Consider the following 13,720-nt stretch of genomic DNA (forward strand, 5'->3'; position numbering starts at 1 on the left):
CCGCAAACGGAGGTACCGTGCACCCGCCAACCCCACGCCCCAGACGGCACAGACGCCGCTGGATTCCCAGCCTCCTCGCCGCCATGGCCCTGATCGCCGTCGTCCCCGGGCAGAGCCAGGGCGCGGACCGGGACGAGGCCGCCGCGGCGAACGGCCTCAAGGGTGAGTACTACACCCACTCCGCCCCCGGCGCCTTCGACTTCCACGAACTCAAGGCGACCGCCTTCGACCCCTCGGTCGACTTCCAGAGCCTGGAGTCGCGCCTCCAGGAACGCACCGGCCAGGCCGACCACGCGAGCGTCCGCTGGACCGGCGGGCTGACCCCGGAGACCACCGGGGACCACGTCTTCTCCCTCATCGGTGACAACGGCTTCCGCCTCTGGATCGACGGCGAACTCGCCGTCGACCACTGGGTCGACGACTGGGAGAAGGAGCAGACCTCCCAGCCGGTCGCGCTGGAGGCGGGCAGGACGTACGACTTCAAGCTGGAGTACTTCGAGCACGAGGGCGGCTCCAACCTCCACCTGCACTGGACCCCGCCCGGCGGCGAGAAGGAGCCGGTCCCGCAGTCCGCGTTCACGGTGCCCGCCGACTTCGACTACGACGGCCCGACCGCCGCGTCCGTCGACAAGAGCGGCCGCACCCTCACGATGGACTTCGCGCAGGAACTGGCCGCTCCCCCGGCCTCGTTCGGGGAGCACCTGGACAGCGTCATCGGCGGCTCGCCCTGGCCGCGCGGCGAGGCGAAGCTCGACCCGGCGAACGCGCGGCGGCTGGTCGTGCCGCTGGACGAGCCCGTGGTGGGGCAGGGCGGCACCGCCGACCTGAAGTACGACGGCGAGGGCGGTCTGACGGGTGCCGACGGCTCGGCCGTGGACGCGTTCTGGACGAGCGGCACGAACGACTCCGAGTACCAGCTGACGACCCCCTGGGCCGAGGACGTCGACAAGGCGAACCCGCTGCCCGAGTACCCGCGTCCGCAGCTGACCCGCCCCGACTGGCGGAACCTCAACGGCGAGTGGCAGTTCGCCGGTGCCGAGGAGGGCGAGGAGCCGCCGGTCGGCAGGGACCTGGACGAGCGGATCACCGTCCCGTACCCGGTCGAGTCCCAGCTGTCCGGCGTCGAACGCCACGAGGACCGCATGTGGTACAAGCGGTCGTTCAGCGTCCCCGAGGGCTGGGACGTCGGCTCCGGCAAGCGCCTCCAGCTGAACTTCGACGCCGTCGACTGGCAGTCCGAGGTGTACGTCAACGGGCAGCGGGTCACCACCCACAAGGGCGGCTACGACCGGTTCAGCGTCGACGTGACCGACGCGCTGGAGGGCACCGGAGAGCAGGAGCTGATCGTCGGCGTCTACGACCCGACCGACGCCGAGGGCGCCGAGAACCCGCCCGTCGGCAAGCAGCGCCTCGACCCGAGCGGCATCTGGTACACCCCGTCGTCCGGCATCTGGCAGACGGTGTGGATGGAGCCGGTCGCCGCCGACCGCGCCGAGGACGTGAAGACGACCCCGGACGTGGCGGGCGAGCGCGTCGCCGTGGAGGTACGCGGCGTGAAGGACGGCGTGCCGGTGACGGCCGTCGCGTACGACGGCGACCGCGAGGTCGGCCGGGCCTCCGGGAACACCGGCGACGAGCTGTACGTGCCGGTGCCCGACCCGCACCTGTGGTCGCCCGACGACCCGCACCTCTACGACCTGGACGTGACCGTCGGGGACGACGCGGTGGGCAGCTACTTCGGCATGCGCACCGTGGGCGTGGAGACGATCGACGGCAAGCAGCGCACGGTGCTCAACGGGAAGCCGGTCTTCTCGATGGCCACCCTCGACCAGGGCTTCTGGCCCGAGGGCCTGCACACGCCGCCGACCGACGAGGCGCTGGAGTACGACCTCAAGGCGCACAAGGACTTCGGCTTCAATTCCGTGCGCAAGCACATCAAGGTCGAGTCCGACCGCTGGTTCCACCACGCCGACAAGCTGGGTCTGCTGGTGTGGCAGGACATGCCGTCCATGGACCGGTCGCCGGAGAACGGCGCGCAGAAGGAGCAGTTCGAGCACGAGCTGAAGGAGATGGTCGAGCAGCACGACAGCCACCCCTCGATCGCCATGTGGGTGACGTTCAACGAGGGCTGGGGCCAGTACGACCAGGCGCGCATCGCCGACTACGCCAAGGAGCTGGACGCCACCCGGCTGGTCAACAACATGTCCGGGCTGAACTGCTGCGGCGCCGTCGACGGCGGCAACGGCGACATCGCGGACGCGCACGGCTACCCGAGCGCGCTGCTGCCCGAGCCGGACGGCGAGCGGGCCCTGGTCAGCGGCGAGTACGGCGGGCTGGGCCTCGCCGTCCCGGGGCACTCGTGGCCGGTGCGGCACACGTACGTCGGGGTCGACCGCGACGAGTACACCGACGAGTACCTGGTGAAGCTCAAGGAGGTCGAGCAGCTGGCCGCCTGCGAGGGCAGCAACGGCGCCGTCTACACCCAGATCACCGATCTGGAGGGCGAGTTGAACGGCCTGCTCACCTACGACCGCCGGGTCAACAAGGCCGACACCGACCGGGTGAAGGCCGCGCACGACGCCCTGCTGAAGGGCGTCGCCGAGGGAACGCTCACCTGCGACACCGCCTGACCCGCCGACGGGTCGGCCCGCCGGGTCCGCCGCCTCTTCCGGGGGGCGGCGGGCCCGGCGCCATTTCTCCGGGCTCTCCCGCACCGGACCGGGCACCTTCGGTCGCTCACGCACCACCGATCCCTCCGGCACCTCCCCTGTCCCGCATCCCCACGTCCAGGGAGCGTCACCATGCCCGTCGACCGACGGCGGTTCCTGCACCACGGCGCGCTGGCCTTCGGCGCCGCCGCCCTCCTGCCCCCGCTGGCCCCCGGTACGGCCGCCGCCGCGCCCGCGCGCGCCGCGCGCCCCGGGACCGCCGCACCCGCCGAGGGCCTGGCGCCCGCCGCGTACCGCAAGCTGCCGCTGGGCAGCGTACGGCCGCGCGGCTGGCTCACCGGGCAGCTGCGGCAGCTGCTGGACGGCCTGTTCGGCCGCTACGCGGACGTCTCCCACTTCCTGAAGTTCGAGGACTCCGGCTGGGTGCACCCCGAGAAGGCCGGCTGGGAGGAGGTCACGTACTGGCTGCGCGGCTACGTCAGCCTCGGCGTCCTCACCGGTGACGAGGCCGCGACCGCCGCCGCCCGCCGCTGGGTCGACGCCATCGTGGGGACCGTGCAGCCGGACGGGTTCTTCGGGCCGACCCGGCTGCGTACGGCGCTGAACGACGGCCCCGACTTCTGGCCGTACCTGCCGCTGCTCCAGGCGCTGCGCAGCCACGAGGAGCACTCCGGCGACGAACGCGTCCGGCCGCTGGTGCTGGACTTCCTGCGCTACATGAACGCGCAGGGCCCGAGCGCCTTCGACTCCAGCTGGGTGTCGCGGCGTTGGGGCGACGGGCTGGACATCGCGTTCTGGATGTACGAGCGCACCGGCGAGGAGTTCCTGCTGGAGCTGGCCGACAAGATGCACACCCACGGCCTCGACTGGGCGGACTGGTCGGACGGCCCGCCGGACACGCACAACGTGAACATCGCGCAGGGTTTCCGCGAACCCGCGCAGTACGCCCTGCGGTCCGGCGACGAGGCCCTGACCCGCGCCACGTACGACAACTACGCCGCCGTGCTGCGGGACTACGGCCAGTTCCCCGGCGGCGGCATCGCCGGGGACGAGAACTCGCGGCCGGGCTTCGGCGACCCCCGGCAGGGCTTCGAGACGTGCGGCATCGTGGAGTTCATGGCCAGCCACGAGCTGCTGACGCGGCTGACCGGCGACCCGCTGTGGGCCGACCGCTGCGAGGACCTGGCGTTCAACATGCTGCCCGCCGCGACCGACCCGTGGGGCCACGGCACGCACTACGTCACGAGCGCCAACTCCGTGGACCTCGACGACGTCCGCAAGACACGGGGGCAGTTCCAGAACGCGTTCGCGATGCAGTCCTTCCAGCCCGGCGTCGACCAGTACCGCTGCTGCCCGCACAACTACGGCATGGGCTGGCCGTACTTCACCGAGGAGCTGTGGCTCGGCACCCCCGACGGCGGGCTCGCCGCCGCGATGTACGCGCCCAGCGAGGTCCGTACGGAGGTCGGGGACGGCGTCGCGGTGACCGTCACGGCGGACACCGACTACCCGTTCCGGGAGACCGTCACCCTGACCGTACGCGCCCCCTCCGACGTGGCCTTCCCGCTGCACCTGCGGATTCCCGGCTGGTGCTCCGGGCCCGAACTCACCGTCGCCGGGGAGCGGGTGGCCGCACCCGAGGGGCCCGCGTTCGCGAAGGTCGACCGCACGTGGCGGGACGGCGACACGGTCGTGCTGCGGCTGCCGCAGCGCACCACCGTCCGCACCTGGTCGGGCAACCACGGCGCGCTCAGCGTGGACCACGGGCCGCTCACGTACTCGCTGCGGATCGGTGAGCGCTACGAGAAGTACGCGGGCGGCGGCGACTTCCCCGAGTACGCGGTGCACGCCACCACACCGTGGAACTACGCGCTGACCGGCGACGGCCTCACCTTCCACGCCGACTCCGGGCCGCTGAAGGCGAATCCGTTCACGCACGAGGGGACGCCGGTCACCGTCACCGCCCCGGCGCACCGGCTGCCGGAGTGGGTCGCGGACGACGAGCACGTCGTGGCGCCGCTCCAGGACGGCCCGGCGCGGGTGACGGGCGAGCCCGAGGAGGTGACGCTCGTCCCGATGGGCGCGGCGCGGCTGCGGATCACCGCCTTCCCCAGGGCGTCGGCGGACGGGAGGCCGTGGACGCCGGAGGCACCGTACCGGCGGCTGCTGAACCGGCACAGCGGGAAGGTGCTCGCCGTCGACGGCATGTCGCTGGACGACAGCGCGCGCGTCGTGCAGTTCGACAACACCGGTACGGGCGACCACGCGTGGCAGCTGGCCGAGCGCGGCGACGGCTGGTTCGTGGTGCGCAACGGCTACAGCGGCAAGGTCCTCGGCGTCGACGGCATGTCGACGGAGAACGGCGCGCACGTCGTGCAGTACGCCGACAACGGCACCGCCGACCACCTGTGGGAGCGGGTGGACGACGGCGACGGCTGGTTCCGGCTGCGCAACCGGCACAGCGGGAAGGTGCTGGGCGTGGACGGGATGTCGACGGCGAACAGCGCGCAGGTCGTGCAGTACGACGACTCCGGCACGGCCGACCACCTGTGGCGGCTGACGGACGCCCCGGAGGGCGACTGACCGGGTGACCGGCCGGGCGGACGCCCCGGCGGCGGGCGGCGGACCGGGCCGGTTACATTACCGGGACCGTCCTTCCCGTCACCGGGAGCGTCCGTCCGCAGGCGGCGGCCGGTCCCCCGACCACCGGAGCCCGCATGACGCCCTCCCTGCTGCTGTCCCGTCGTGACCTGGACTTCCTGCTGTACGACTGGCTCGGCACCGAGTCGCTGCTCGACCGGGAGCGGTTCGCGGAGCACTCCCGCGACACGTTCGACGCCGTGCTCGACCTGGCGGCGGAGGTCGCGGCCGAGCAGTTCGCCCCGTACAACAAGGCGGGCGACGCCGACGAGCCGCGCATGGTCGACGGCCGGGTGGAGATGATCCCGGAGGTGCGCCGGGCCCTCGGCCTGTTCGCGAAGACGGGGCTGATCGCGAGCAGCATGGACGCCGAGGTCGGCGGGATGCAGCTGCCGTACGCGGTGAGCACGGCGTGCTTCGCGTGGTTCCAGGCGGCGAACGTCGGCATGTGGTCGTACCCGTCGCTCACCATGGGCAACGCCGCGCTGCTGCTCGCGCACGGCACCCCGGACCAGGTCGAACGGTACGTCCGGCCGATGCTGGAGGGGCGCTTCCACGGCACGATGTGCCTGTCCGAGCCGCAGGCGGGCTCGTCCCTCGCGGACATCACCACCCGCGCGGAGCCCCAACCGGACGGCACGTACCGGCTGTTCGGCAACAAGATGTGGATCTCCGCGGGCGACCACGAGCTGGGCGACAACATCGTGCACCTGGTCCTCGCGAAGGTCCCCGGCGGGCCGCCCGGCGTACGCGGCATCTCGCTGTTCACCGTGCCCAAGTACCTGGTGGGGGACGACGGCGCGGTCGGTGAGCGGAACGACGTGGCGCTCGCCGGGCTCAACCACAAGATGGGCTTCCGGGGGACCACCAACACCCTGCTCAACCTCGGCGAGGGCCGGTGGACCCCGGGCGGCGCGCCCGGCGCGGTCGGCCAGCTCGTCGGCGCCGAGAACCAGGGCCTGGCCTGCATGTTCCACATGATGAACGAGGCCCGGATCGGCGTCGGTTCGGGCGCGGCGGCCCTCGGCTACACCGGCTACCTCAAGTCCCTGGAGTACGCCCGCACCCGTACGCAGGGCCGTGTCCCCGGCTCGAAGGACCCGGCCGCGCCGATGGTCCCGCTGGTGGAGCACGCGGACGTACGGCGGATGCTGCTGGCGCAGAAGTCGTACGCCGAGGGGGCCCTGGCGCTGGTCCTGTACTGCGGGCGGCTCGTCGACGAGGAGCGCACCGCCGCGACGGAGGCCGAACGGCTGCGGGCGCGGCTGCTGTTGGAGGTGCTGACGCCCATCGCCAAGAGCTGGCCCTCGCAGTGGTGCGTGACCGCCAACGACCTGGCCATCCAGGTGCACGGCGGCTACGGCTACACCCGCGAGTACGACGTCGAGCAGCACTACCGCGACAACCGGCTCAACCCCATCCACGAGGGCACGCACGGCATCCAGGGCGTCGACCTGCTGGGCCGCAAGGTCGTCATGGCGGACGGCGCCGGGCTGGACGCGCTGCGCGGCGTCGTCGCGGCGACGGCCGCGCGGGCCGCCGCCGAGGGCGGCGAGGCGGCCGAGCTGGGCGCCCGGCTGGGCGCGACGCTCGACCGGTTGGTCGAGGTGACGGCTCGGGTGCACGAGGTGCCGGAGGCCGACGCGCGGCTGGCGAACGCCTCGCTGTACCTGGAGGCGGCCGGGCACACCGTGCTGGCCTGGATCTGGCTGGAGCAGTTCCTCGCCTGCGGGACCGCCGACGAGCCGTTCCACCGGGGCAAGCGGCAGGCGGCGCGGTACTTCTTCCGCCACGAACTGCCGCGCACCGGACCGCAGTTCGACCTGCTGGCGGCGGCGGACCGGACGACGCTGGACACGGACCCCGGCTGGTTCTGACCGCGACCGGCACGGACGCACGGGCGCCCCACCGCCGTACGGCGGTGGGGCGCCCCGGTCAGCTCAGGGTCCGTTCGGCCCGGGGCCCGGTCAGCCCACGGCCTTCGCCGCGGCGCGGCCCGCCGCACGGCCGGAGAAGAGGCAGCCGCCGAGGAACGTGCCCTCCAGCGAGCGGTAGCCGTGCACCCCGCCGCCGCCGAAGCCGGCCGCCTCGCCCGCCGCGTACAGCCCCGGCACGGGCTCGCCCCGGTCCGCGCCGTCGGGCTCGGTCGCGTCGGACAGCACCCGCGAGGACAGGTCCGTCTCCAGGCCGCCGAGCGTCTTACGGGTGAGGATGTTCAGCCGTACGGCGATCAGCGGGCCCGCCGCCGGGTCCAGCAGGCGGTGCGGCGGAGCGACCCGGACGAGCTTGTCGCCGAGGTACTCGCGCGCCGACCGTACGGCCATGACCTGGAGGTCCTTGGTGTACTTGTTGTCGATCTCCCGGTCCCGGGCGACGATCTCGCGGCGCAGCTCGGCCTCGTCGATCAGGTCGTCCCCGGTCAGCTCGTTCATCCGGCGCACCAGCGCGGGCAGTTCGCGTTCCACGACGAAGTCCGCGCCCTGCTCCATGAACGCCCGCACCGGCCCCGGGGCGCCCGCCCGCGCGCGGCCGAGCACGTCGCGTACGGACTTGCCGGTCAGGTCCGGGTTCTGCTCCGAGCCGGAGAGCGTGAACTCCTTCTCGATGATCTTCTGGCTGAGCACGAACCACGTGTAGCCGTGGCCGGTGTGCATGATGTGGTCCAGCGTGCCGAGGGTGTCGAAGCCGGGGAAGAGCGGCACGGGCAGCCGCTTGCCGGTGGCGTCCAGCCAGAGCGACGAGGGGCCGGGCAGGATGCGGATGCCGTGCCGGGCCCAGATCGGGTTCCAGTTCTCGATGCCCTCGGTGTAGTGCCACATCCGGTCACGGTTGATCATCCGGCCGCCCGCGGCCTCGGTGACGCCGAGCAGCTCCCCGTCCACGTGCGCGGGCACCCCGGACAGCAGCTTCTCCGGCGGAGTGCCCAGCCGCGCGGGCCAGTTGGCGCGTACGAGTTCGTGGTTGCCGCCGATGCCGCCCGACGTGACGATCACGGCCTGGGCGCGCAGTTCGAACGTGCCGGTGGTCTCACGGCCGCTGGCGGTGCCGCGTTCGGCCTCGCTGGGCGCCAGCACGTCGCCGGTGACGGTGTCGAGGCCGCCCGCGCTGCGGCCCAGCCCGGTGACGCGGTGCCGGAAGCGCAGGTCGACGAGGCCGCGCGCGGCGCCCTCGCGCACCCGCCGCGCGAACGGCGCCACCACGCCGGGCCCGGTGCCCCAGGTGATGTGGAAGCGCGGCACGGAGTTGCCGTGGCCCGTCGCGTCGTAGCCGCCGCGCTCGGCCCAGCCGACCACGGGGAACAGCCGCAGGCCCTGCTGCCGCAGCCAGGACCGCTTCTCCCCGGCGGCGAAGTCCACGTACGCCTCCGCCCAGCGGCGCGGCCAGTGGTCCTCGTCGCGGTCGAAGGCGGCGGTGCCGAGCCAGTCCTGCCAGGCCAGTTCGCGGCTGTCGCGGATGCGCAGACGGCGCTGCTCCGGGGAGTCGACGAGGAAGAGACCGCCGAACGACCAGTGCGCCTGGCCGCCGAGGGACTGCTCGGGCTCCTGGTCGAGGAGGATCACCTTCCGCCCGGCGTCGACGAGTTCGGCTGTGGCCGTGAGTCCGGCCAGTCCGGCCCCGATCACGATCACGTCGGCGTCGTACGCCATGCTTCCCACCTGCTTCTGCGCGTGCGGCTGCGTCGGTGACCGGAGAGTAACCTCTCCGTCGCGGCGGCGGCACCCCCGGGGGCGCCCTTCGCGGCACGGGGAGGGGCCCGGCATAGGCTCGGGGCATGATCGAGCGGTTTCTGGCGACGTTCCGGCTGTGGTTCGCCCCGCAGCGCCTCCAACAGGAGGGCAGCACTCCCGACTACCGCTTCTCCCTCGCCAACGAGCGCACCTTCCTCGCCTGGGTCCGTACGGCCCTGGCGCTGGTCGCGGGCGGGATGGCCGTGGACCAGTTCCTCACCGGGATGGTCTGGGGCGTGCGGACGACCATCTCGCTGGCGCTGCTCGCGGGCGGCGCGCTGTGCGCGCTGCGCGCCGTCAACCACTGGGTGCGCTGCGAGCGCGCCATGCGCCGCGGCGAGGACCTGCCCGCGACCCGCTTCCCCGCGCTGCTCGGCACGGCCACGGCGCTGGCGGCGCTGCTCGTGGTGGCGGCGGTGCTGCTGGGGCGTGCGGGGTCGTGAGCACGCCGTACGGCGCCGAGGCGGCCGACGAGCGGGACCGCGGCGCGCAGCCGGAGCGCACCCGGCTGGCGTGGCGGCGTACGACGCTGGCCTTCGCGGTGGCCGGGGCGCTGGGCGTACGGAGCGTGCTGGACGGGGCGCGCGGGCCGTCGGCGTACGCGGTGGCGGCGACGTCGGCGCTGGTCTGGCTCTGCTTCCTCGCGGTGGCGCACCGCCGTATCCACACCCTCTCCGCCGACCCGGCGGGGCCGGGCGCGGGCCGCGCGGTGCGGTGGGCGACGGGGTGCACGCTGGCGCTGGCGCTGCTCGGGATGCTGCTGCTGGCCTGAGGGCCGCGCGATCCGTACGGGCGGGCCCCGAGCCCGTACGCCCCGCACCCGTACGCCCCGGCCCGGTCACCAGCGCGGCACCTCCGGCGCGGTCCAGTCCGGGCGGGCCACGCGCATCGCCGCCACGTCGTCGCGGTCGCGCAGGGTGCCGTCGTCCGCGCGCCACCGCGCGTGCAGCGCCGCGAGGGCCGTACGGTCCAGCTCGACGCCGAGACCGGGCGCGTCGGAGACCGCCACCGCGCCGTCCACGAACGTGTGCCGCCGGGTGAGGACGTCCTCGGTCTGCCAGGGGTAGTGGGTGTCGCAGGCGTACGCGAGGTCGGGCACGGTGGCGGCCACGTGCGTCATCGCGGCGAGGCTGATGCCGAGGTGGGTGTTGGAGTGCATGGACAGGCCGACGCCGAACGCCCGGCAGATCGCGGCGAGTTCGCGGGTGCGGCGCAGCCCGCCCCAGTAGTGGTGGTCGGAGAGCACGATCTGCACGGCGCCCGACGCGAAGGCCGGGGCCAGCTCCGGGACCGTGGTGACGCACATGTTGGTGGCCAGCGGCAGCCGCGCCGTCGCGGCGACCTCGGCCATGGCGGGCGTGCCGAGTGCCGGGTCCTCCAGGTACTCCAGCACCTCCCGCAGCTCCCGTTCCACGCGCCGCGAAGTCTCCACCGACCAGGCGCCGTTGGGGTCGAGGCGCAGCGGGCGCCCGGGGAACTCGCGGGCCAGCGCGCGGATCGCGGCGATCTCCTCGTCGGGCGGCAGGACGCCGCCCTTCAGCTTGAACGAGCGGAAGCCGTACGTGTCCGCGAAGCGCCGCGCCTGCGCCACGATCCCAGCGGGGTCGAGCGCGTCGCCCCAGTCGTCCGGTTCGCCGCGCCCGCCGGGGTGGGCGGCCCAGCGGTAGAAGAGGTACGCGCTGTAGTCGACGCGGTCCCGGACGCGACCGCCGAGCAGGGCGTGCACGGGCAGGCCGAGCGACCTGCCGAGGGCGTCCAGGAAGGCGACCTCGAAGCCGGAGACGACGGACAGCCGCAGCTTGTCGGCGTTCCGCACACCGCGCAGCCCGCCACCGCCGAGGCCCGCCTCCCCGGCGCCGTCGCCCGTACCGTCCCCCGCGCCCGCCGCGGTACCGCAGACCTCCTCGGCCAGCGCGTCCAGCCCGTTCAGGTCGGTGACCGCCAGCCCCGGCAGGGCGTCGGCGAGGGCGCGGGCGGGCCCTAGGTACGCGGTCTCGCCGTACGTCTCGCCCAGCCCGGTCGTGCCGTCGGCCGTGACCACCTCGATCACGAGGCGCGCGGCGTACGGCTGGTGGACGCCGTGCGCGTTGAGCAGCGGCGGGTCGGCGGTGAGGACGGGCGTGAGCCGCACTTCCTCGACGAGCGGCCCCGGTGCCGTACGGGCGACGTGCGCACTGGTATCCATACGTGAACTGTATTCAGGTGTACGACCGTTGGCCAGGGTGCCGCCCCCCCGCCGACGCCGTACCGCCACCCCGCCCGCACCCCCTGTGGCTACCGTCTCCGGCCCCACCCCTGGACGTCATACCGACCAGTCGGCATGATCGGAGCGGGCCGGAGGGACCGGCGACCGGAGGAGGAGCGCGCACGATGAGCAAGGACAACCCGCCAGGGCTCGACCTGGAGCGCCTCGCCGCCCATCTGGGCCGCGAACGGCCGGACCTCGCGCGCGGCCCGCTCACCGCCGAGGTGATCCAGGGCGGCCGCTCCAACCTCACGTACCGCGTGAGCGACGGCCACTCCACGTGGGTCCTGCGCCGCCCGCCCCTGGGCCACGTCCTGGCCACGGCGCACGACATGGGGCGCGAGCACCGCGTGATCAGCGCGCTGCACGGCACACCCGTACCGGTGCCGGAGACGCTGCTGCTCTGCGCCGACGAGGAGGTGCTGGGCGCGCCGTTCTACGTGATGGAGCACGTCGAGGGCACCCCGTACCGCACCGCCGAGGAGCTGTCGGCGCTCGGCCCGGAGCGTACGCGCGAGCTGCTGTTCACCCTCACCGACACGCTCGTCGCCCTGCACTCCCTCGACCCGGCGGCGGTCGGGCTCGCGGACTTCGGGCGGCCCGAGGGCTTCCTGGAGCGGCAACTGCGGCGCTGGGGCAAGCAGTTGGACGCCTCGCGCAGCCGGGACCTGCCGCACGTCGACGAACTGCACGCCGCGCTGGGCGCGTCGCTGCCGGAGTCGCCCCGCCCCACCGTCGTGCACGGCGACTTCCGGCTGGACAACGTGCTGGCGCGCGCCGACGGCCGGATCACGGCGGTGCTCGACTGGGAGATGTCCACGCTGGGCGACCCGTTGACCGACCTCGGTCTGCTGGTGATGTACAGCGACCAGCGCGAGCTGCCGGACTCGCTGATCTCCAGCGCCCGTTCCGCGCCCGGCCACCCGTCGCCGCGCGAGCTGGTGGAGCGGTACGCGGAGGTGTCGGGGCGCGACGTCTCCCGCGTCAACTGGTACACGGCGTTCGCCTACTTCAAGCTCGCCGTCATCGCCGAGGGCATCCACTACCGCTACACCCTCGGCCAGACCGTCGGCCGCGGCTTCGACCGCATCGGCGCACTCGTACCCGCCCTGATCGACCACGGACTCACCACCCTTCAGGAGGGCTAGGCCCACATGGACTTCGCATACGACGCCCGTACGGAGGAGCTGCGCCGCCAGCTGCTCGCCTTCATGGACGAGCACGTCCACCCCGCCGAGCCGGTCGCCGCCGAGCAGCGCGCCGCGCTCGAATCGCCGTGGGACACCCCTCAGGTGGTGGAGGACCTCAAGGCGGAGGCCCGCAAGCACGGTCTGTGGAACCTCTTCCTGCCCGACCGCACGTACGGCGCCGGGCTGACCAACCTCCAGTACGCGCCGTTGGCCGAGATCACCGGCCGCTGCCCGCAGCTGGCGCCCCCGGCGCTCAACTGCGCCGCCCCGGACACCGGGAACATGGAGGTGCTGGCGGAGTTCGGGGACCCCGAGCAGCGGCGGCAGTGGTTGGAGCCGCTGCTCAACGGCGAGATCCGGTCGGCGTTCGCGATGACGGAGCCGGAGGTGGCGTCCTCGGACGCGACGAACGTCGAGACCCGTATCCGCCGGGACGGCGACAGCTACGTCATCAGCGGCCGCAAGTGGTACATCTCCGGCGCGATGAACCCGAACTGCAAGATCTTCATCGTCATGGGCAAGACCGACCCCGACCACCCCGACGCGCGCCGCCAGCAGTCGATGATCCTGGTGCCCCGTGACGCCCCGGGCGTCGAGGTGCGCCGGGCGATGCGGGTGTACGGCTACGAGGACCACTGGCACGGCGGCCACGCCGAGGTGGTCTTCCACGACGTGCGCGTCCCCGCCCGCAACCTCATCGGCGAGGAGGGCGGCGGCTTCGCCATCGCGCAGGCCCGGTTGGGCCCCGGCCGCATCCACCACTGCATGCGGTTGATCGGCATGGCCGAGCGCGGCATCGAGCTGATGTGCCGCCGGGCGGTGTCGCGTACGGCGTTCGGCAAGCAACTCGCGGAGCAGGGCGTCGTACGGGAGTGGATCGCGGACGCGCGCGTGCAGGTGGAGCAGTTGCGGCTGCTCGTGCTCAAGACGGCCTGGCTGATGGACACCGGCGGGAACCGGGCGGCGCACACCGAGATCCAGGCCATCAAGATCGCGACGCCGCGGGCGGTCGTCGGCATCCTGGACCGCGCGGTGCAGCTGCACGGGGCGGGCGGCGTCAGCCAGGACTTCCCGCTCGCGGAGCTGTGGGCGGGCGCGCGGACGCTCCAGTTGGCCGACGGACCCGACGAGGTCCACCAACGCTCCCTGGCGCGGCGGGAGCTGAAGCGGTACGAGTGACGGTGGACGGCTGCCCGTCCGCGCCGCCCGCGCCGTTCCCGGCCGGGCGGCGCGGGCGGGCGCCCCCGC

9 protein-coding genes are annotated in these 13,720 nt (G+C 73.4%); 7 read left to right on the forward strand and 2 right to left on the reverse strand.

Annotated features, from left to right (window positions below):
* Window positions 1-83 precede the first annotated feature (83 nt).
* The 3 genes from D7M15_RS03245 to D7M15_RS03255 all read left to right on the forward strand — a co-directional run bounded on the left by D7M15_RS03245 (window position 84) and on the right by D7M15_RS03255 (window position 7,186).
* Complete coding sequence (locus D7M15_RS03245; RefSeq protein ID WP_240649108.1) at window positions 84-2,630, forward strand: PA14 domain-containing protein; 2,547 nt, start codon at window positions 84-86, stop codon at window positions 2,628-2,630.
* A 171-nt stretch (window positions 2,631-2,801) separates the two neighbouring features.
* Window positions 2,802-5,252 carry an RICIN domain-containing protein gene (locus D7M15_RS03250; protein ID WP_121516096.1) on the forward strand — a complete coding sequence of 817 codons (2,451 nt, stop codon included), beginning with the start codon at window positions 2,802-2,804 and terminating at the stop codon, window positions 5,250-5,252.
* A gap of 134 nt (window positions 5,253-5,386) precedes the next feature.
* Window positions 5,387-7,186 (forward strand): acyl-CoA dehydrogenase, encoded by a 1,800-nt coding sequence (locus D7M15_RS03255; RefSeq protein WP_121516097.1) that lies wholly within the window; start codon window positions 5,387-5,389, stop codon window positions 7,184-7,186.
* Window positions 7,187-7,276: 90 nt separating this feature from the next.
* On the opposite strand, the gene D7M15_RS03260 is transcribed toward D7M15_RS03255, so the two are convergent.
* Entirely contained in the window at window positions 7,277-8,956 is a 1,680-nt protein-coding gene (locus D7M15_RS03260) for an FAD-binding dehydrogenase (RefSeq protein ID WP_121516098.1), read from the reverse strand.
* Between the two features lie 125 nt (window positions 8,957-9,081).
* On the opposite strand from D7M15_RS03260, the gene D7M15_RS03265 reads away from it, so the two are divergent.
* Both D7M15_RS03265 and D7M15_RS03270 read left to right on the forward strand, forming a co-directional pair.
* On the forward strand, window positions 9,082-9,480 hold the full coding sequence (locus D7M15_RS03265; RefSeq protein ID WP_121516099.1) for a DUF202 domain-containing protein: 399 nt from the start codon (window positions 9,082-9,084) through the stop codon (window positions 9,478-9,480).
* The gene (locus D7M15_RS03270; protein ID WP_121516100.1) at window positions 9,477-9,809 is read left to right on the forward strand and encodes a DUF202 domain-containing protein; all 333 of its coding nucleotides are present in this window, start codon (window positions 9,477-9,479) and stop codon (window positions 9,807-9,809) included. The genes D7M15_RS03265 and D7M15_RS03270 overlap by 4 nt, the downstream gene beginning before the upstream one ends.
* Window positions 9,810-9,875: 66 nt before the next feature.
* Here D7M15_RS03270 and D7M15_RS03275 read toward each other — a convergent pair whose 3' ends face one another.
* The gene (locus D7M15_RS03275; RefSeq protein ID WP_121516101.1) at window positions 9,876-11,222 is read right to left on the reverse strand and encodes an enolase C-terminal domain-like protein; all 1,347 of its coding nucleotides are present in this window, start codon (window positions 11,220-11,222) and stop codon (window positions 9,876-9,878) included.
* A gap of 185 nt (window positions 11,223-11,407) precedes the next feature.
* Between D7M15_RS03275 and D7M15_RS03280 the strand changes: the two genes are divergently transcribed.
* Both D7M15_RS03280 and D7M15_RS03285 read left to right on the forward strand, forming a co-directional pair.
* Window positions 11,408-12,430, forward strand: a complete 1,023-nt coding sequence (locus D7M15_RS03280) for a phosphotransferase family protein (RefSeq protein ID WP_121516102.1) — start codon at window positions 11,408-11,410, stop codon at window positions 12,428-12,430.
* 6 nt (window positions 12,431-12,436) lie between these two features.
* Window positions 12,437-13,651 carry an acyl-CoA dehydrogenase family protein gene (locus D7M15_RS03285; protein WP_121516103.1) on the forward strand — a complete coding sequence of 405 codons (1,215 nt, stop codon included), beginning with the start codon at window positions 12,437-12,439 and terminating at the stop codon, window positions 13,649-13,651.
* Window positions 13,652-13,720 lie beyond the last annotated feature (69 nt).

Source organism: Streptomyces sp. Z26 (genome assembly GCF_003665095.1).
GTDB classification, from domain to species: Bacteria; Actinomycetota; Actinomycetes; order Streptomycetales; family Streptomycetaceae; genus Streptomyces; species Streptomyces phytohabitans.

Coding starts and splice junctions, on each gene's coding strand:
- D7M15_RS03245 (WP_240649108.1), top strand. CDS start 84: ATGGCCCTGATCGCCGTCGTCCCCGGGCAGAGCCAGGGCGCGGACCGG.
- D7M15_RS03250 (WP_121516096.1), top strand. CDS start 2,802: ATGCCCGTCGACCGACGGCGGTTCCTGCACCACGGCGCGCTGGCCTTC.
- D7M15_RS03255 (WP_121516097.1), top strand. CDS start 5,387: ATGACGCCCTCCCTGCTGCTGTCCCGTCGTGACCTGGACTTCCTGCTG.
- D7M15_RS03260 (WP_121516098.1), bottom strand. CDS start 8,956: ATGGCGTACGACGCCGACGTGATCGTGATCGGGGCCGGACTGGCCGGA.
- D7M15_RS03265 (WP_121516099.1), top strand. CDS start 9,082: ATGATCGAGCGGTTTCTGGCGACGTTCCGGCTGTGGTTCGCCCCGCAG.
- D7M15_RS03275 (WP_121516101.1), bottom strand. CDS start 11,222: ATGGATACCAGTGCGCACGTCGCCCGTACGGCACCGGGGCCGCTCGTC.
- D7M15_RS03280 (WP_121516102.1), top strand. CDS start 11,408: ATGAGCAAGGACAACCCGCCAGGGCTCGACCTGGAGCGCCTCGCCGCC.
- D7M15_RS03285 (WP_121516103.1), top strand. CDS start 12,437: ATGGACTTCGCATACGACGCCCGTACGGAGGAGCTGCGCCGCCAGCTG.